General features: G+C 50.8%; 15 protein-coding genes, 1 tRNA gene and 1 rRNA gene. 15 read left to right on the forward strand and 2 right to left on the reverse strand.

Annotation, left to right across the window (positions count from 1 at the left end; genetic code table 11):
* From HY768_03510 to HY768_03520, 3 genes are all read left to right on the forward strand, one after another.
* Positions 1–259 (forward strand): transposase (locus HY768_03510; protein ID MBI4726286.1); only part of this gene is annotated, 259 nt, incomplete at its 5' end.
* A 206-nt stretch (positions 260–465) separates the two neighbouring features.
* Positions 466–1,314 (forward strand): T9SS type A sorting domain-containing protein, encoded by an 849-nt coding sequence (locus HY768_03515; GenBank protein ID MBI4726287.1) that lies wholly within the window; start codon positions 466–468, stop codon positions 1,312–1,314.
* On the forward strand, positions 1,311–1,886 hold the full coding sequence (locus HY768_03520) for a hypothetical protein (GenBank protein MBI4726288.1): 576 nt from the start codon (positions 1,311–1,313) through the stop codon (positions 1,884–1,886). The genes HY768_03515 and HY768_03520 overlap by 4 nt, the downstream gene beginning before the upstream one ends.
* A gap of 46 nt (positions 1,887–1,932) precedes the next feature.
* On the opposite strand, the gene HY768_03525 is transcribed toward HY768_03520, so the two are convergent.
* A complete protein-coding gene (locus HY768_03525) occupies positions 1,933–3,036 on the reverse strand; it encodes a metallophosphoesterase (protein MBI4726289.1) in 1,104 nt (367 codons plus the stop codon).
* Between the two features lie 371 nt (positions 3,037–3,407).
* Between HY768_03525 and HY768_03530 the strand changes: the two genes are divergently transcribed.
* Positions 3,408–4,939 (forward strand): 16S ribosomal RNA (locus HY768_03530).
* Positions 4,940–5,095: 156 nt separating this feature from the next.
* Positions 5,096–5,172, forward strand: a tRNA-Ile gene (locus HY768_03535).
* Between the two features lie 228 nt (positions 5,173–5,400).
* On the opposite strand, the gene HY768_03540 is transcribed toward HY768_03535, so the two are convergent.
* On the reverse strand, positions 5,401–5,913 hold the full coding sequence (locus HY768_03540; GenBank protein ID MBI4726290.1) for a hypothetical protein: 513 nt from the start codon (positions 5,911–5,913) through the stop codon (positions 5,401–5,403).
* A 591-nt stretch (positions 5,914–6,504) separates the two neighbouring features.
* Here HY768_03540 and HY768_03545 point away from each other — a divergent pair.
* The 10 genes from HY768_03545 (at position 6,505) to HY768_03590 (ending at position 19,251) form a co-directional block, all read left to right on the forward strand.
* Positions 6,505–7,194, forward strand: coding sequence for a HAMP domain-containing histidine kinase (locus HY768_03545; GenBank protein MBI4726291.1), 690 nt, complete (start codon positions 6,505–6,507; stop codon positions 7,192–7,194).
* Positions 7,195–7,215: 21 nt separating this feature from the next.
* Complete coding sequence (locus HY768_03550; GenBank protein MBI4726292.1) at positions 7,216–8,616, forward strand: sigma-54-dependent Fis family transcriptional regulator; 1,401 nt, start codon at positions 7,216–7,218, stop codon at positions 8,614–8,616.
* Entirely contained in the window at positions 8,613–8,984 is a 372-nt protein-coding gene (locus HY768_03555; GenBank protein MBI4726293.1) for a response regulator, read from the forward strand. Before HY768_03550 ends, HY768_03555 begins: the two co-directional genes overlap by 4 nt.
* Positions 8,985–9,131: 147 nt before the next feature.
* A complete protein-coding gene (locus HY768_03560; protein MBI4726294.1) occupies positions 9,132–10,256 on the forward strand; it encodes a response regulator in 1,125 nt (374 codons plus the stop codon).
* Positions 10,257–10,514: 258 nt separating this feature from the next.
* Positions 10,515–14,117 carry a CHASE3 domain-containing protein gene (locus HY768_03565; protein ID MBI4726295.1) on the forward strand — a complete coding sequence of 1,201 codons (3,603 nt, stop codon included), beginning with the start codon at positions 10,515–10,517 and terminating at the stop codon, positions 14,115–14,117.
* Between the two features lie 182 nt (positions 14,118–14,299).
* Positions 14,300–15,982: a PAS domain-containing protein gene (locus tag HY768_03570; GenBank protein MBI4726296.1), complete on the forward strand. Its 1,683-nt coding sequence runs from the start codon at positions 14,300–14,302 to the stop codon at positions 15,980–15,982.
* A 120-nt stretch (positions 15,983–16,102) separates the two neighbouring features.
* A complete protein-coding gene (locus tag HY768_03575; protein ID MBI4726297.1) occupies positions 16,103–16,483 on the forward strand; it encodes a response regulator in 381 nt (126 codons plus the stop codon).
* A gap of 33 nt (positions 16,484–16,516) precedes the next feature.
* On the forward strand, positions 16,517–16,900 hold the full coding sequence (locus HY768_03580; protein ID MBI4726298.1) for a response regulator: 384 nt from the start codon (positions 16,517–16,519) through the stop codon (positions 16,898–16,900).
* 487 nt (positions 16,901–17,387) lie between these two features.
* Positions 17,388–18,038: a DUF4159 domain-containing protein gene (locus HY768_03585; protein MBI4726299.1), complete on the forward strand. Its 651-nt coding sequence runs from the start codon at positions 17,388–17,390 to the stop codon at positions 18,036–18,038.
* Between the two features lie 37 nt (positions 18,039–18,075).
* Positions 18,076–19,251, forward strand: a complete 1,176-nt coding sequence (locus HY768_03590; GenBank protein ID MBI4726300.1) for an MFS transporter — start codon at positions 18,076–18,078, stop codon at positions 19,249–19,251.
* The last annotated feature ends 6 nt before the right edge of the window (positions 19,252–19,257 follow it).

Below are 19,257 nucleotides of genomic sequence, written 5' to 3' on the forward strand. Positions count from 1 at the left end.
TTGGGCCAGGAAATTCTTCGACAACTGGAAGACCTCACTCAAATGGCAGCGATTGGAACCCTACGAAAAGTTTGCCGGGATGATCGAACGCCACTGGGATGGCATTGCCGCTTACTGCAAACCCGAGAACAAGGTGTCTCTCGGTTTTGTGGAAGGTTTAAACAATAAGATCAGGGTCATCCAGCGGCGAGCCTACGGCCTTAGAGATGAAGAATATCTTCGGCTCAAGATCTTGACCTGCATGCTGCCTGAGATTTGATCCAAAATGAATCAAAATCGCCCACTCATTAGGGAGAAGAGCCTAAAGTTTTAACTTGAACCGGGAGCCAATGGATTTTTAAAAACAAAATTTTTAAAGCCACATATTTTACTTGACAGGACAATGCTTTAGGTGTAAGATCAATTGCACGGACAGGCAACGGCCTAAATTTTAACCGCTTTGTTTGGCTTGAAGGTAAGGGCCGGATGGAGTGGTTTTATGCTTTAAAACCAAATAAAATAAAGGAGGGAAATGCCATGAAAAAAATGTTAGTCATATTGCTCTTGGCAGTAGCATTCAGGGTTTTTGCCAATCCGATTGCTCTGCCAACCTGTATTAACGAGGTGCAGATCCGTCCGGTTTCCCGCTTTGAAATACATATTCATCCGCATTCTCCCGACTCGGTATATCCAATAAATTTCGATGGCTGTTCGGTGACCTGTTCCAGCGGCGTTTTTCAGGTGCCAAACTTTACGTTGACCGACAAGTATACCCACGCCGTTATTGCAGATTCGCAACTTGGCGTCGATTTTGTTCTGAGCCCGGTGGCGGATTCATTGGTTTTTAAAGATGGTTCCGGCACACTGCTTGATATGGTTCTATGGCCTTTGGATTTTGCCGCTCCTGATTCGGGCTTTAGCGCGGCGCTGTTATGCTCTCTCCAAAATAGCGCACAATATTTTTATTGGTGCGTCAATTGCACAACAACTTTCGGCTCCCACAACGGCGGTTACGATCCGGATTACCAGGGGGTTGAAGGCCGGGGTGATTCCTTAAAGCCGGAGGCTTTCTTTGAGGTGTATCCCAATCCGGCTTCGTCCCAGGTAGTTCTTTCTTTTATGGCGCCTAAAGGTCAAAGCTATGATTTAAAAGTTTATGATTTAGCCGGAAGATTAGTAAAAAAAATAGAGGAAGGCGTTGGCGAAGGGCGATACATTACAGCCATTTGGATGGGAATAAATATGGATGGCAGGATGGTCTCTGAGGGCACTTATTTTGTTGTATTGCATTCAGAAGGCCGTAAAACATCACGAAAAATAACCCGATTTAAATGAAGATAATTGCTTTAGCGGTATGCATTTTTAGCATAGTTGCGCCAGCCTATGCACGTATAGCTAAGTTCAAAAGCGAGAAGGTTGTAGTTACTATAAATTCAGGCTGGGCTGCGGTTAATGGGGTTTATTGGATGCAGGCCCAGAGAGCGCCCGCCAGGTTGAATATTTTTTATCCGTTTCCCAAAGGACGATGGAATTTTCCGGAAAATGTTAAAGCCAGTTCAATAAGCCAAAGCGGTAATATTTCTGAACTTAAAGTGATGGTCAGTCCGGATTCTGATGGAGTCTATTTTAACTTAGTGTTCCCGGATACTTTCTTGCTCCAATTACAGGTCTCCTATCGGCAAGCATTAAAAGGAAACGAATTTTGTTATATACTCAAAAGCACTCAAGAATGGGGATTGCCATTGGAGCGGGCAGAATTTGAAATAAGCATTCCGGTAAATTTAAAAAGACAAAATATAAACTATAAGCCCGATTCGATCATTGTTGAAGAAAAACGATTTATTTATAAAATTGTCAGGAAATCTTTTTTGCCCAAAGAGGATATTTGGATAAGGTGGGAAAAATAAGAGGGGCCGCAAACGGCCCCTCTTATTTATTGTCAACATTTACAGATTACTGGGGAACCAGGGTTATCAGCACTATCTCGCTTCTGGACCCTATCCTCATCGGCGGGCCCCAGGTGCCTACCCCGGGGGAGACGTATATCTGAAACTCACCATCCTGGCCGTACCCGCTGTAAAACTTGTAAGCCAGGGGGATAAAAAGCGAGAAGGGAAATATCTGCCCGTTATGGGTGTGTCCCGAAAGCTGCAGGTCGATTCCGGATCTTTGGGCATCTTCAATTTCCAATGGTATGTGATAAAGCAAGACCGAGGGTTTCTGTTTGTCCCGGTTCAACTTTGCGGTTAGTTCCAGCAGGGCAGGGTTGTTTTTCGAATTGCCCCGGGGCGAATCCACTCCAAAAATCTGCAAACCGCTGCACTCGGCTGCTTCGTTCCGCAGCACCCGGACACCGGTTTTGGCCACTAAGGCCGTGGTTATGTCAATGCCCTCATAAATCTCGTGGTTGCCGGTAACGAAGAAGGCCGGAGCCTGCAATTTTTCCAGGGGCTGCACTAATTTGTAACCGGGCTTGGCCGAACCGTCGAACAAATCCCCGGCAATGGCCACCAGATCGGGGTTTAAGGCATTGGTCCGGTCCACGATCTTTTGCAGGTATTTGGGCCCGTAAACCGCCCCCACGTGAATATCCGTGAGCAGGGCGATGGTCACTTTCGGCTCTTTAAAGTTTTTAAGCCCGATGGTGGCCTCCGTGGTCCTGATGACTGCGGCGTTGATTATGCCGTAAACCCCGATCAGCACGGTCACCCATAGGGAGGCCCAGCCCCAAACCCTGGGGGGCAGGGGATGGGAGGCCAGTCTGAATAAAAGCTCGGCCAAGTGCAACATTCCGAAAACCCCCAGGCCCAGGAAAACAAAGCCGAACCAGGCCGCGGCCAGCCCATAGAAAGGCCGGATCAGCGGTCCATCCACAGTGCGCGATAGAAACATGGCCAGGGGAAAGCAAAGGGCCAGCAAGAAAAAAGCCGTCAAAAGCCAGCCGGTCCTGGAAAGAGCAAACGAAGAAACGATCCTGCGGTATAAATAAAAGTGTATCAACAATAATATGGAAATAATAACCAGCAATACTAAAACGAATATAATAGTGCGCAGCATAAGGCTCCAAGTTTATAAAGCTTTGATTAGTTGTTATTTTATGATATCCTAATATCCTTGTAAAGTCAACAGGTTATTGTGTTTTTGAGAAATTGAATGGAGGGCCGTTCCATCTTAATAGGGTTCTGAATCACCAAAAGGCTTTATAATCCATTAAATTATTAAAGTAAAGTAAAGTGCATTTATTTAAGGAATTTTGCAAAATGGTGCTTGACATTAAAGCCTGATTTGTGTATAATTACAAACACTACGGAACAATGGGAAACAAATGATTTTAGTTCTTTGAAAACTGAACAAGCAAGCACAGTGTACATATGATTGAGTTTCTGGATCGTTTTTTTAAATTTTCCATTTATAAAATTTAATATTTTTTTATGGAGAGTTTGATCCTGGCTCAGGACTAACGCTGGCGGCGTGCCTAATACATGCAAGTCGAACGGTCATGCATTTATAGCAATATGAGTGTATGGTAGTGGCGAACGGGTGAGTAACACGTGGATAACCTACCTTTATGTGGGGGATAACTCCGGGAAACTGGGGCTAATACCGCATAACATCATTCTGGGCCATCTCAGGATGATCAAAGACGTAAGTCGCAAGAAGATGGATCCGCGTCCCATCAGCTAGTTGGCGGGGTAACGGCCCACCAAGGCTTTGACGGGTAGCCGGACTGAGAGGTCGATCGGCCACAGGGGGACTGAGACACGGCCCCTACTCCTACGGGAGGCAGCAGTAGGGAATTTTGGTCAATGGGGGAAACCCTGAACCAGCGACGCCGCGTGGGTGATGAAATCCTTCGGGATGTAAAACCCTTTTCATCGGGACGAAATAAAAATGACGGTACCGGTGGAATAAGCCTCGGCTAACTCCGTGCCAGCAGCCGCGGTAATACGGGGGAGGCAAGCGTTGTCCGGAATCACTGGGTGTAAAGGGCGTGTAGGCGGGCCATTAAGTCGATTGTTAAATCTCTCCGCTCAACGGAGAAATCGCAGTCGATACTACTGGCCTTGAGTGCGGAAGGGGAGAATGGAATTCCTGGTGTAGCGGTGAAATGCGTAGATATCAGGAGGAACACCGGTGGCGAAGGCGGTTCTCTGGTCCTGCACTGACGCTGAGGCGCGAAAGCAAGGGGATCAAACAGACTTAGATACTCTGGTAGTCCTTGCCCTAAACGATGGGTACTAGGTGTTCGTCCTTTTTAAGGATGAGTGCCGCAGCTAACGCATTAAGTACCCCACCTGGGGAGTACGATCGCAAGGTTGAAACTCAAAGGAATTGACGGGGACCCGCACAAGCGGTGGAGTATGTGGTTCAATTCGACGCAACGCGAAGAACCTTACCTAGGCTTGACATGGCAGTGAACAACTATGGAAACATAGTCTTCCGTAAGGACGCTGCCACAGGTGGTGCATGGCTGTCGTCAGCTCGTGTCGTGAGATGTTGGGTTAAGTCCCGCAACGAGCGCAACCCTTATCCTTAGTTGTTTCCACGGAAGTGGTTACCCTCTAAGGAGACTGCCCCGGATAACGGGGAGGAAGGCGGGGATGATGTCAAGTCCGCATGCTCCTTACGTCTAGGGCTACACACGTCCTACAATGGGGCCGACAATGGGATGCAATACCGCAAGGTGGAGCTAATCCCAAAACGGCCTCTCAGTTCGGATTGCAGTCTGCAACTCGACTGCATGAAGTCGGAATCGCTAGTAATGGCGGATCAGCATGCCGCCGTGAATACGTTCCCGGGTCTTGTACACACCGCCCGTCACGTCATGGGAGCCGGTAATACCTAAAGTCGTTTGCCTAACCTGAAAAGGAGGGCGGCGCCTAAGGTAGGATTGGTGACTAGGACGAAGTCGTAACAAGGTAGCCGTACCGGAAGGTGTGGCTGGATCACCTCCTTTCTAGAGAACCCGCAGGACCTCCCAAGACTTATTGGGACCGGGGTCCTGCACATAAATCCAGGTTACTCAAATTGTATGGCCTGTGCTCTGCTTTTCGGTTTTTTAGGAAAAGGTTATGGGTTATAGGTAATAAACTTATAATCTGTAACCTTTTTTTATGGGCCCATAGCTCAGTTGGTTAGAGCGCGTCCCTGATAAGGACGAGGTCAGAAGTTCGACTCTTCTTGGGCCCACCATTCTTACTGCTTGCATTTTGCGGGCAGTTTTTTATCGGCTATAAGCAACGCCCCAGTGGATCTCATTATTTGGACAGACAAAAAGCCCCACGCTTTCAGCGGGGGCTTTTCTGCATAGCACCACATTCCAGTTTATCTTATAACCTGCATTCTTTTGGTCAAATTAAAGCTTGGTAACTCCGGCCGGTAAAGACAGGTTTCCGAAACGATGATCATTACGGTTAAACTCTAAATCGGCGAAGCGGTGAAGCTGGCTTGGTAGGAATATTCGCCGGGCGTCATCTCCTTTGAGATCAATAAGCGCAGGTCAATAGTCAGAGAACTGCCCCGTTCGATCTTTTGGCTTTGGTACAAGGTTTGAGGCTTGGCTGCAAAAGGCTGGTAGTTGTTTTGATCCGATAATTTGTACATCAAAAGTCCGCGGGGAAACCGCTGGCCGTCACAATTATATATCCCGCCGCTTAATTCGGTTTCTACCAGAGCTCCATCGCGGCTGTTGCACCAAAGCTGCAGGGCCAGGGCCCGGGGAATATCAACGTAGCCCCGTTCCATGTCCCGGGATGATATTTCAATGGTATTGTGACTTTCCCGAAGTTCCAAACGGGCTATTTTAGCCACTGTAACACTGGTGTTTACGCTGGCCGAAACATCGGATGGTCTAGGCAGGTCCAGACTTTGGGCCAAACCAGAACTGATGCTTAGCCCGGTTAGGGCTATTATTATGTTTAGTTTGTTTTTCATACTTCCTCAACTATTTAAGGAAGCATCTAATATGCCAAAACTAATTATTTTCGTAAAACGTTGTTACGCAAAATATTATAATAATAAATAGAAAATGGATATTACTTTAAAACGACATGTTTTAACGACAATAGTCATAACAAACACTCAAACTGTAAATGTCTGAAATAAAAGACAATGGTTTCAATTTATTGTATATCAACGTATTATGCCAATATTATAAATTTGGTATGTCTTATGCAACATAAAATAATGACAACTTGTGAATGAAATAATTTTCATTGCTATTCTATTGACATCTTTTAATTCCTGTGATACTCTTTATTAATCCCAAATGACAGTGCCCTTCACTCAGGTATTGTGAAGAAGACTCAATTGGGACGCAGACTTTGACCAACATTCAGTCAAACGATAAACGTTTACCCCGCCGGCGTTGCCTGATAATATCGATTTTTATCAGTGTAATCATTGAAAATCCGGTATCGCCTTTGTTGGCGGGCTAAACGAAAATTTGCGTGCCGTTCCCCCGGATACCTTATTCCTGAATGAGCGGGACGATCATATAAATTCCAAATAGAATGGAGAATTAAAATGGACAACTCTCACGGCGGGATTCTGAAGACCTATAAGTATGCCGTATTTTCCGAGATCGCCACTTCATTCGTCCATGAAATGAAAAATCCGATCTCGGCCATAACCCTGGGCATGGAATTTTTCGACATGAGCCTGGCCGAAGGCGACCCCCAGAAAGAGACCCTAAGGAGCATTTACAAGTCTTCGGAAAAGTTGAATGCCCTGTTAGACAACCTGCTGGTTTATTGCCAAAACGGCAATTTCGAAAAAACGCCGTTCAAGATTTCACAGGTGGCCAGGCAGGCGGTAAGCCTGGTAAATTATTTCACCACCAGGCATCAGGTAAAAGTGGAGATAACCGAGGCGCTCCAGGAGCCATGGATCACCAGCCGGGCCAGCCTAGTGCTGCAGGGCCTGGTTTATCTGATGGTCTGGTCGGCCAAAAGAATGCCCCAGGGCGGCAAGATAATTATTGAAATATTATCGGGGGGACAAAGCGTTATTTTAAAATTCCATGACCAGGGCCCGGTCCTGAATGCCGGACAGCGCGACAGGATAATGAATCCCGAACTTCCCTTGGGACCCAATGCCGATGATCTGGGGCCGCAGCTGGCCCGGCGCCTGTTTCTGGAAAACGGGGCCGAGTTCAACCTGAATGCCGGCCAGCCGAAGGCGCCGCTGTTTTCGGTAAAATTCAGCAATCAATAACCAGCCGAAAGACATAAACCCATGAGCCAGAAACCACCCTGTAAAGTGCTGATCGTCGACGACGACCAAAGCATCTGTCTGCTTTTAAAGCAGATACTGGGAAGCGCCGGGTATCAGGTCAGTTCGGCCAGCAGCGCCGCCGAGGGGCTTAAAGTTTTGGCCGAGGAACAGCCGGATCTGGTGCTGTTGGACATGAGACTGCCCGATGCCTGGGGCCTGGACGTGATCCCCAAAATAAAGGAGATCGACCCCGATATTCCGGTGATAGTGATCACCGGACATGCCAGCATTGAGGACGCGGTCAAGGCCATCAAGGCCGGGGTCTACGATTACCTGCAAAAGCCGCTCCATGCCGACCACGTGCTTTTGGCCGCGGCCCAGGCGATGGAAAGAAAAAATCTGCTGGCGGAGAATAAATACCTACAGCAGACCCTGAACGAACGTTACGGATTCGAAAACATCGTGGCCAAAAGCCGGCCGATGATGGCGGTATTCGGCACCATCCGCAAGATAGCCGAGACCAAGACCACGGTGCTGATCCTGGGAGAATCCGGCACCGGCAAGGAGTTGGCGGCCCGGGCGGTTCATTTCAACAGCAAGCGCAAGGGGGCCAAGTTCGTGCCCATCAACTGCGGGGGTATCCCCGAAACCCTTTTAGAATCGGAACTGTTCGGCTACGTCAAGGGCGCATTTACCGGAGCCAACGGCAGCAAAGAGGGCTTGTTCAAGATCGCCGACAAGGGCACCATCTTTCTGGACGAAATCGGCACTATGCCGATGTCGTTGCAGGTGAAACTGCTGCGGGCCCTGCAAGAAGGGGTGTACTATCCCTTGGGCAGCACCGTTCCCACCGAGGTGGACGTCAGGGTGATAGCCGCCGCCAACCAGAACCTGGAGGAGGCCGTCAAGAAAGGACTTTTTAGGGAAGACCTGTTCTACCGGCTGAATGTCATCCAGATAAAATTGCCGCCTTTGCGGGAACGGCGCGACGACGTCATGCTGCTGGCCCATCACTTTTTAAAGAAATACTGCGCCGAGCAAGAAAAACCCATAGAGGGGTTTGCTCCCGAGGCTTCGGACTTCCTCCTGCGGCACGACTGGCCAGGCAATGTCCGGGAACTGGAGAACGCGGTGGAACACGGAGTGGCGTTGTGTACCGGGAAATTGATCACGCTGGAGGACTTTCCCCAGCGCCGGGCCAGTACCCGGACCGAGGAAGTGTCGCTGATGATAGACAAACCTCTGCGCCAGGCTCGTGATGAATATGAAAGGCGCTATATCATCGGCCTGTTGAAAGTTACCGGGGGCAATGTTACCAAAGCGGCCGAGATGGCCGGGATCGCCCGCCAGAATCTGCAGCTAAAGCTCAGGGAATACGGCATCAGCTCCAAATCGTACGCCCCCAAAAACAGGGAGCAATGATGAAAAAAGTGCTGATAGTGGACGACGAGGCGGTGCTGGCCGAAACGGTGGCGCTCCTTTTGAAACGCCAGGGTTATCATGTCCTGTGGGCCAGCGACGGCAGCCAGGCGCTTAAATTAGTGGAAGAACAGAAACCGGATTTGGTAATAGCCGACCTGGTGATGCCCAATATGAACGGATTGCAGCTTTTGGAATGGGTGCGGGACCGCCGCAGTCTGGATAAAGTGAAGTTCCTGCTGATGACGGTCAAGGAAAGCGTGCTGGAGCCGTTGAAACGGCATCACACCGAAGCCGACGACTACATGGCCAAGCCTTTTGACAAGGACCAGCTGCTGGAAAAGGTGAAAAAGCTGATCGGAGAATCATAACCCGGGCAAGCCGGAACCAATTTCGCCACGCCTGCGTGCCGACCTGTCCGCCGCAGTCCGCCAGAGTCGGACGAAGGAGGAAACGCAAAATATTTTCTTCAGTTTGTATTAAATTTGAGTGGTTAACTAAACTTTAGGTTTAGTAAAATGAGCGAACAACCAAAAATATTGCTGGTGGATGACGAGGAGACCAATCTTAATCTCCTCAAAAGCCTGTGCCATAAAATGGGGTACGGCTGCCTGACCTCTCGCGACGGCAGACAAGCGGTGGAGGCGGCGTCTACCCAGCACCCCGACCTGATAATGATGGACGTGATAATGCCCGAGATGGACGGTTTTGAGGCCACCCGCAAACTGAAGAGCGATCCCGCCACCTCCCATATCCCGGTCATCATGGTGACTGCGGCCAGCTCCCGGGAGGACAAGCTTAAGGGCATAGCCTGCGGGGCCAACGATTTCATCACCAAGCCGGTGGATGTCCAGGAGCTTTCCTTACGGATAAAGAACAACCTGAATATCAAGGAATACCACGATTTCTTAAAGAATTACAGCCTGACACTGGAACAGCAGGTGAAGGAAAGGACAGTCAAGCTGGAGAATGTCCTGCTGCAGCGGGACCAGGCTTTTGACAAGATCAAGGCCGGATACATCGACACCATATTCCGGCTGACCTTGGCGGCCGAGTACAAGGACGGCCAGACCGGGAATCACATCCGGCGCACCAGCCATTACGCCAAAACCCTGGCCCTGGAAATGGGGCTGGACCAGGAGTTCGCCGAGACCATTTACTATGCCATGCCCATGCACGATATCGGCAAAGTGGGCATCCCGGACTCCATACTGCTGAAGCCCGGGCCGTTAAACGCCGAAGAATGGCTGGTGATGAAGGAGCACACCACCATCGGCAGCCGGATATTGACTGGCTCGCAGTCCGAGATTCTGAACCTGGCCCAGCAGATAGCATTGACCCATCACGAGCATTGGGACGGCAAAGGTTACCCCCAAAAACTTGCAGCAGAGCAGATCCCGCTGGCCGGGCGCATTGCCAACGTGGTGGATCAATACGACGCCATCCGCAGCCGGAGGACTTACAAGCCCCGGATGGATCACCGGCAAGCCTTAAATATTTTGACTGAGGGCGATGATCGCTCCCAACCCGGACATTTTGACCCCGGAATAATTGAAGTATTCAGAAAAAAGCATCAGGTCTTTGAGGAAATATATAAGGCACATGCCGAACGGAACGAAGCGGCCCGGGGAGGAAAATCATGAACGCCCAAGTAAAGCTTATACAAACCAGTCGGTGACCTGCCTACGCCGAGGCTTCCGCTTACGTCAAGACTACAGCGGACAGGCAAAAGGCATGATAAGGGTCGCTGAGGCCCAATTGCAGGGCTTTTATGTCATTACGAGACCGACTTCATCGCCCTTACTTGCGAAGTAATCCAAAAATAAAAATGCAAATTATAATATGACCGGATTAATAATAAGACTGGGTTATTTGACAGTTAAGCTTCCAACGGAGGTCTGATGAAACAGGTTCCGGATGAGGGAATGGGGCTGCCGCGCGGTCGCGCCTCATGGAGCGTTTGGCTGGCCGGGGCAATAGCGGCAACCGGTTTAGCCGGGCTGGGCGGCTGGATATTCGATGTCGGCATTCTGAAGAGCGTGCTGCCGGGTTTGGTGGCCATGAAGGCCAACACCGCCGTGGGTTTTTTGACATCCGGGCTGGCCCTGTTGCTATTGACCTGGCCTGGGGAACGAAAGCGATTCCGGCTCATTGCCGGCATCGGCTCCGCCTTTGTCGCGCTGTTAGGATTAGCCAGCCTGAGCCAGTACCTGTTCGGGTGGAACCTGGGCATCGACCAGTTATTGTTCAAGGAACAACCCGGAGCGGCATTCACGACGCATCTCGGACGAATGGCGCCCCCGACCGCGTTCAACTTTGCGCTGCTCGGCCTGGCGCTTACTCTATCGTCGTTCGGCCGCCGGCCCCGCTTAGGTCAGTCGTTGGCTCTGATCGCCGGCCTGGTCGGGCTGCTGAGCATGCTGGGCTATTTTTTCGGTAATCAAGCGATCTATTTTTTTCCCTCCTGGACCCAGATGGCCGTCCATACCGCAGTTTGCTTTGTTTTACTCTCCGTCAGTATTCTCCTATACTACTACAGGTCGGAACCGAACATTTTACTTAGTTCCGATCCTGTTTCCCGGCCGGTCGGACTGGGCTTCGGCCTGGTGTTCTTTATCCTTTTAGTGGTCGGGATGATCTCCATTCAAAGCGTGACTATGATGAATGAATCGGCCCGAGGGATAGAACATACCCATCAGGTCATTCAAGAACTGGAGCAATATCGTGCCAAAATGAAGACCGCGGAGAGCGCCCAACGGGGTTATGCCATTTCAGAGAAAGCCGTCTTTCTGGAACGTTATCAAGCAGATCTGGGAGATGCAGTGCGGCTTCTGTCACAGGTTCGGGAACTGACCAAGGACAACCGGGGTCAGCAGCTCCGACTTGTCGGTCTGGATTCTTTAACCAGGTTAAAGATAGGTTTTTCGCACGACGTGGTCGCCGCCAGGCAGTGGAAAGGGAAAGCGGCGGCCCTGATTGCCTCTGGCTCCGGCCAGCGGTTGATGAGCCGGATCGACGCGGCCATCGACGGGATGACCGGGGAGGAAGCGCGGCTGCTGGCCCAAAGGCGCGAACAGGTTCGGCGGGCCCTTGCCATCACGGTAACGATGACCCTGCTCGGCGGTTTACTTGCCGCGCTGGTTGTCGTTTTTAGCGGCAGGCTAGTCGCCCGCGAGATGGAGGCCCGGCGCGGGGCCGAGCAGGCGCTTCAGGCCGCCAACGAGGAGTTAGAGGCCTCCAACCAGCAGGTCACCGCCGCCAATCAGGAGTTATCCGCCCTGAATCAGGAACTGCAGACTGCCCAGGAGGAGTTGGAACATCATCGCGATCAATTGCAACTGATGGTTAACGAGGCCACCGTCGAAATTCAGAAAAACTATCAAGAGTTGAAAGAAGAGGCCGAAGTTCGCAGGCGGGCCGAGGAATATCTGAAGGACAGCGAACAACTCAGCCGGGCGATCATGGAACAATCGCCGATAGGCGTCTCGGTTCGCAACAGGTTCGGAAGGCTGGAAAGATACAACGATGCCTGGCAAAAACTGTGGGCCATGACCGACGAAGATGTTAAAAAAGACCTGGAGACCGAACGAACCAGGCTGGCCCCGGATCAAAAGGACGGCTACCTGGGCGAGTGGGCTGCAGAAGTTGAACGGGTGTATAAAAAGGGTGGAATACTGCATGTCCCTGAACTTCTGCTCAGTAAGCCGGAATTAGGGGGCGACCGTTTCATTTCGCAATATTTCTACGCCCTGACCGGAAAAGACGGCGGGGTTGACCGGGTGGTGATATTGACCCAGGACATCACCGAACGCAAACGGGCCGAGGAGGAATTGCGCCAAATGCAAGGGCAACTGGAGACCAATTACGCCGAACTGGAGGCAGCCAACCAGGAGTTGCAATCTTCCGAAGAAGAGTTGAGGGCAGCGGAGAAGGGATTAAGGAGCCATGTGGAAGAATTGCACAAAACCAGAGAAATATTGCGGGAGAACGAAGAACGATATCGTAGTTTATTTGACAACTCCCTGCTGGGGGTATACCGGACAACACCGGAGGGCCGGATATTGCTGGCCAATCCCGCCCTGATCCGAATGTTAAAGTTCGGTTCCTTTGAAGAGATGTCCTGGCGTAACCTTGAAAAAGAAGGATGGCCCGATTTTTCGCCATCCAGGACGGCATTTAAGGAAAAAATTGAGGCCGAAGGCGTTGTCACTGGCTGGGAGACGATGTGGGAAAATTCAGCGGGCGAACCGGTTAACATTAGAGAAAGCGCCCGGGCAATAAGGGATGCCAATGGCAAAACATTATATTATGATGGAATGGTCGAGGATATCACCGGGCGCAAAGTGATGGAGCAGGAACTGCTGCAGGCCCAGAAAATGGAGGCCATAGGCCACCTGGCCGGCGGGGTGGCCCACGACTTCAACAACATGCTGGCCGGGATCGTAGGCAACGCCGAACTGCTGCAGTTAAAAGTTTACGGACAGAAGGAACTGGAGGCCTATGTAGACAACATCATCAAGGCTTCGGGGCACGCCGCCAATCTCACCAAACAGCTTTTGGCCTTTGCCCGCAAGGGGCAGTATCAGCAGGCTCCGGTCAATGTCCATCAGGTCATCGCCGAAACCCTGGGCATCCTGGGCAATACCATAGACCGGCGGATCAAGGTAGAACAGCGCTTAAGGGCCAACCCGGCGGTTATTCTGGGAGACCACAGCCAGTTAGAGAACGCTCTGATGAACCTGGGGATCAACGCCCGGGACGCCATGCCCGAAGGCGGCAAGCTGATTTTCTCCACCGACATGGCAAACCTGGATAAAGAATACCTCCGCAATCATAAGTACAAGGTCGAGCCCGGGCCTTATATCCAGATCTCGGTGGAGGATACCGGCTGTGGCATGACCGACGAGGCCAAACGCCATCTGTTCGAGCCGTTCTTCACCACCAAGGAAAAGGGCCAGGGCACCGGGCTGGGCCTGGCCGGGGTCTACGGCTGTGTCAAGAACCACGAGGGATCGATAGAAGTATATTCCGAACTGGGCCGGGGGACGGCGGTCAAGATCTACCTGCCGGTATACGGCGGCCTGCCTGCGGCCGGGGATCAGGACTTTATCCAAATGGAGTTTCTGCGCAATACGGCGGGTACCGGAAGCATTCTAATAGTTGACGACGAGGAAATGATCCGGAGCATCGCCGCCCAGATTCTTAAAAATGCCGGCTATCATGTCCATGCCTGCGCCGACGGCCAGGAAGCGGTGGAATTGTACTCCAGACAACACCAGAATATTGATCTGGTTATAATGGATATGGTAATGCCCAAACTGGACGGACGCGAGGCCTTTGGCCGGATGCGCAAGATAAACCCCAAGGTCAAAGTGCTTTTGTCTTCGGGTTTTTCCGAGGACGGCGACGCCCAGGCCATTCTGCAGGACGGGGCGCTGGGATTCATCCAGAAGCCTTACCGCAGCGCCGAGCTGCTGTTGAGGGTGCAGCAGGCCTTGCAATGAACAATAAATCCGACTACGCCCAGCCTTTGATAGGACTACGTCGGACAAGCAACGAATAATAATCGATGGAGTACTCACTATTCAGTAGGCTAACCCGGTAAATAGCGGCTACTGACTACTACTGGCTACCGTCTACCGAGTAGCTCCCGGTAATCAAACCTTCAACCCCGCGGTTCAAAAGTATGAAGCTGTTCAAAGGCCTGGCCTTAAATCACAAAAGTACGGTATTGATCATCCGCTGGTTGGTGGTGCTGCTGGTGATCTTCATGGCGGCTTATAGCCCCAAGGGCCTGGATTTTAACAGCCCCAATTACCTGCTGTCGCTGATCTACCTGATCCTCAACCTGGCCATCTCCTTTATTCCCCAACGTTACTTTGACAGGGGCTGGTTTGTTTACCTGCTGTTTGTGCTGGACATCATCTTCGTCTCGGCGGTGATCTATTTTGCCGAGGGCATAGACACCGACTTTTACCTGATTTATTTTTTAAGCATCTTCATGTCCAGCGTGGGCCAGAGCCTGGGGGGGTCCTTTCCGGTGGCCATCGTTACCTCGCTGTTGTACGGCTGGCTGGTCTACAAGAAGTACGGGACGGACATGTTCGGTGAGCCTGCATTCTGGCTGAGGATCCCGTTCTTCTTTTTGATAGCCATGTTCAGCAGTTTCTGGTCGGTCCAAGTTGCGGCCGAGCGGAAGAAGAAGGAACAGGCCGAGGAATTTAGTCACAGGCTTCAAAAAGAGATAGAACAGGCCACCGAAGAATATTTAAAGGCTAACGAAAACCTTAAATATTTTAAAGAATACAACGACAACATAATGGCCAGCATCAACAGCGGGGTGATCGTGGTGGATATAAACCGGGTGGCAACCACTTTCAATAAGGAAGCCGTGAATATTTGCCAGCTCGTTTCCGCCGCAGTGGTAGGCAAATCTTTGCGGGAATACGAAAAGCTTAAGCCCATTGACGATTTGCTTAAGGCTACCATGGAACACGGTAATCCCCTTTCCAGAAAAGAGATGGTTTTAACGATGGAAAACAAAAGCGAGAAAGTGATAGATGTCTCCACTTCGCTGCTGCACAGCCAGACCACTAGGACCAACGGAGCCATTGCCATCTTTTCCGATATTTCCAAGACCAAAAGCCTGGAAGAGCGGGTTAAAAATTCGGAAAAGCTGGCGGTGCTGGGCGAGATGGCGGCGGTGATGGCCCACGAGATCCGCAATCCCTTGAACGCCATCGCCGGATTCTCCCAGCTGCTGCAGACCAAGGTGAACGAGGCCGACCCCCGGCGCAAATACGTGGACATAGTCACCCAGGAAGCCTTCCGGATAGACACCCTGATCTCCGATATCCTTGATTTCGCCCATCAGAAGAAGGTCGCCAACCTCGAGGTCAATGTGGAAGAACTGGCGGATCGGGTGATCGCAGCCAAATCGGACCAGGCAAAGAAAAAGGGGGTATCCCTGACAAAACAGCCCGCGTCCAATACTCCGGCGGTAATGGGCGACGCCGTGAGGCTGGAGCGGATACTGCTGAATCTTGTTAATAACGCCATTGACGCCATGGACCAGCCGGGCAATATAACAATAAAGACAGAGCGGCTGGAGAGCGACCAGGGCCCCTTAGCCCATATTTCGGTGCAGGACAGCGGCTGCGGCATTCCCCCGGAAAACTTAAAGGCCATATTCAAGCCGTTCTTTACCACCAAGTCGGCCGGGACCGGCCTGGGGCTGGCCATCATCCAGAAAATAGCGGAGGAACATCACGGGATTATCAGCGTGGAAAGCGAGATAGGCAAAGGCACCACTTTTAACCTGACGCTTCCAGCGGTGGGAAAGACGGGGGCACAAGGCAATGAACAGTGAACAATTAACAGGCCACCAGTCACTGCGAGCCTACTTTACTACGGGCGTACTTTACTACGGGGTACTACTCTACTGCCGGCCTACTTTAATACTTTTAAAATACAACCAAGGAGCGTCGGTATGAAACGCATCATCGTGGCCGATGACGAGGCCAATATCCGGCTTCTGATGGAGGCGGTTTTAACCGAAGAGGGACACCAGATAACGGCGGTGGCCAGCGGCCGTGAAGCCCTAAGAAAGATACTAAAGGAGGATTTTGACTTGGGGATTTTTGACATTAAGATGCCGGACATGAACGGCTTGGAGCTGATCCAGAGAATAAGGGAACTTAAAAAAACTTTTCCGGTCGTCGTTTGCTCGGCCTTCAAGCACCTGCAGGACGACTATGTCATCGGCACTTCGGGCATTGCTGCCTATATCATCAAGCCGGTGAATCTTGATGATTTTAAAAACAAAATCAAAGAAATACTGGAACAAAAACAGTCGTCGGATTCCGGTTGAAATAAAAAATCAAATAAGGTATAATCATACGTTATGGAAAAGATCGTCAAGAATCCCAAAAAAATATTAGTGGTTGATGACGACCGCAATGTGCTGTTTTTGATGTCCGAATTGCTGGCCCGGGAAAACTATGAGATCATTCAGGCATCGGACGGGCTGGCCGCTTTGAAACTTGTCCGCCAGTTGTTGCCCGAACTGGCGGTGCTGGACGTGATGATGCCCGGCCTAGACGGGTTTGAACTCTGCCGCCGGATAAAAAATGATCCCCTGACCAGCGGCATTAAAGTGATAATGGTCACCGCCAAAACTTTGGGCAAGGATATTGAAACCGGACTATCGGCCGGAGCCGACCACTACATCACCAAGCCGTTTAAGATATCCGAGCTGTCCACTAAAATAAAGGAATTGATCGGCTGAATAAAAAAGGCGGCTTGATCAATAACCCGCCTTTTAATTTTATTTTATAAGTGGACGGATAATAAATATCATTGGCACCACGATTTAGAGCTTATCCTCAAATAACAATTTGGGCATAAACGGCTGCAAAACCGCCATACTGCGTCACGCTCATTCACCGTATCGCTGTGGATACGCTTCACTCGCGTTCCTGGTCTGGCATGGTTCGACAGGCTCACTACATGCCTTTTCGCTCGTTTATGCTGACCCAAAGCTTATTTAAGGATAAACTCTTAGTAAAAAATAATAGTTACCCAATATACTAATGGGAGCGTATATTAGTAGACATTCCGGTTTCTTTTAAATCCAATATAATTAGCGTATTTAGCGTGTTTCGGTGGAAAAAAGTCTACTATTATCCGCTCTGATTAGTAAAAGCTCCGCTTAAAAGCGGGGCCTTTCGTTTTCTCCTTGCTTTTAGGCATCCAGCGTTGTAAAATACTAATTTATGCGTATCAAAGTCCTTATATTATTTTTCATCGTGCTATTGGCCTGTAGTATTCAGGCCGGATTCATCGACATCGTCCGCCTGAAATACGGGGGCGGGGGCGATTGGTACAACGATCCCGAGGAAGAGACAAATCTCTTGAAGGAATTCTCGGCCCGCACCGGGGTCAGCGTCAATGCCGAAAAGGTCTCGCTTTCGGCCGGCGATGACGACCTGTTCCTGCATCCGTTTCTGTTCATCACCGGGCACGGCGAGATAAAGTTTACCGCCCGCGAAGTGGAGCGCCTGCGTCTCTTTCTGACCTCGGGCGGATTCCTATACGCCGACGACGACTACGGGATGGACCAGTCATTCCGCCGGGAAATGAAGCGGGTGTTCCCGGAGACGGAGATGCAAGAGCTATCTTACGACTTTCCACTGTTCAATTGCTATTATGATTTCTCCGCCGGCCTGCCCAAGATCCATGAGCACGAAAAGGGGCAACCTAAAGCCTACGGCCTGTTTTACCAAGGGCGGCTGGCGGTCTTTTATACTTTCAACACCAACATCTCCGACGGCTGGACCAACGACCACAACGACCCGGCCGAGAAAAGAGAAGAGGCGGTGAGAATGGGAATCAATATTTTGTGGTATGCGTTGACCAGGCCGTAAATCTTTCAGTCAGGCAAATAATCATATTTCAACTTGCATGAAAAACGACCAGGTTCAACTCAAATCCCTCAACATTCCCTTGATGTATGCCATCACAGTGGCCGGCGGAATGCTGTTCTTCCTGCCGGTGCTGGCCCTGTATTTTCAAAGCAAGTTGTACACCGCCACCAACGTGGCCCTAGTATTTTCCATCGAAGCCGTCTGCCTGGTTTTGTTCGAGGTTCCCACCGGCGCTGTGGCCGACCTTTTCGGCCGTAAAAGAACCATCTTATTAAGCCGGCTGGCCGACCTTTCGGCCGTGGTCTTGCTTTATTTCGCCAAAACCATGCCCATGTTCGCGGGATATGCGCTGTTGAACGCCCTGGCCCGCAGCCTCTCCAGCGGGACCGAAAGCGCGTTGATCTACGATACCCTGAAAGAAGAGGGCAGGGAGCAGCAGTATAAAAAGATAATCGGCATCCACTACGCCCTGTGGCCGTTGGGCGCTTCGGCCGGTTCGATAATTGGGGGATACCTGGTCAAAGATTCATTGCAGCTCCCGGTGCTTTGGACATTTCTGCCGGTAGGCCTGACATTCATAGGCTGCCTCTTTCTGAAAGAACCACGGTATCAAAGGAAGGAACACCGGAATATCTTCCGGCACATGAAAGACGCGTTCAGGACAATTTCCGGGAACAAGCAGTTAATAGTGCTGATCTCGGCTTCCCTGGTCATGATGTCGCTGGGGGAAACGATCCATTACCTGAGTCCGTTGTTCTTCAAATTCAAGTTGATACCAATACAGTATTTCGGATACATCTCAGCGCTTACCTACGGGCTTTCCTCGCTGGGGCATTATCTTTCGAACAGTTTTGTCAAGTGGATGGGGGACAGAGTCTCTTTGATAGTGATTACACTGCTCTCTCCCATTTTGACCCTGGCCGCCACCTTTGCCGGAAGCTGGGGAACGGTGGTCCTGTTCACCCTGCCATCGATCTGCTTCGGACTGAAGAACCCGGTGATAGACCATCTGTTGAACAAAGAGATCTCATCCGGCCAAAGGGCCACGATCATCTCCGCCAATAGTTTTGCCAGCCAGTTGGGAATAGCGGCGACGGCCCCGCTGTTCGGGTTCATCGCCCAGACCTTTAACATCAACCGGGCGGTCCAAGCCAGCTCCTTAGTGCTGCTGGCGGTTCCCTTGCTGCTGCTGCTATTGCAGGACCAGGAATAAACAAAA

It is taken from the genome of candidate division TA06 bacterium, assembly GCA_016208585.1.
GTDB lineage: Bacteria > Edwardsbacteria > AC1 > AC1 > EtOH8 > UBA5202.

Coding starts and splice junctions, on each gene's coding strand:
- HY768_03560 (MBI4726294.1), top strand. CDS start 9,132: ATGAGCGAACAACCAAAAATATTGCTGGTGGATGACGAGGAGACCAAT.
- HY768_03540 (MBI4726290.1), bottom strand. CDS start 5,913: ATGAAAAACAAACTAAACATAATAATAGCCCTAACCGGGCTAAGCATC.
- HY768_03520 (MBI4726288.1), top strand. CDS start 1,311: ATGAAGATAATTGCTTTAGCGGTATGCATTTTTAGCATAGTTGCGCCA.
- HY768_03570 (MBI4726296.1), top strand. CDS start 14,300: ATGAAGCTGTTCAAAGGCCTGGCCTTAAATCACAAAAGTACGGTATTG.
- HY768_03590 (MBI4726300.1), top strand. CDS start 18,076: ATGAAAAACGACCAGGTTCAACTCAAATCCCTCAACATTCCCTTGATG.
- HY768_03580 (MBI4726298.1), top strand. CDS start 16,517: ATGGAAAAGATCGTCAAGAATCCCAAAAAAATATTAGTGGTTGATGAC.
- HY768_03585 (MBI4726299.1), top strand. CDS start 17,388: ATGCGTATCAAAGTCCTTATATTATTTTTCATCGTGCTATTGGCCTGT.
- HY768_03555 (MBI4726293.1), top strand. CDS start 8,613: ATGATGAAAAAAGTGCTGATAGTGGACGACGAGGCGGTGCTGGCCGAA.
- HY768_03550 (MBI4726292.1), top strand. CDS start 7,216: ATGAGCCAGAAACCACCCTGTAAAGTGCTGATCGTCGACGACGACCAA.
- HY768_03545 (MBI4726291.1), top strand. CDS start 6,505: ATGGACAACTCTCACGGCGGGATTCTGAAGACCTATAAGTATGCCGTA.
- HY768_03565 (MBI4726295.1), top strand. CDS start 10,515: ATGAAACAGGTTCCGGATGAGGGAATGGGGCTGCCGCGCGGTCGCGCC.
- HY768_03515 (MBI4726287.1), top strand. CDS start 466: ATGGAGTGGTTTTATGCTTTAAAACCAAATAAAATAAAGGAGGGAAAT.
- HY768_03525 (MBI4726289.1), bottom strand. CDS start 3,036: ATGCTGCGCACTATTATATTCGTTTTAGTATTGCTGGTTATTATTTCC.
- HY768_03575 (MBI4726297.1), top strand. CDS start 16,103: ATGAAACGCATCATCGTGGCCGATGACGAGGCCAATATCCGGCTTCTG.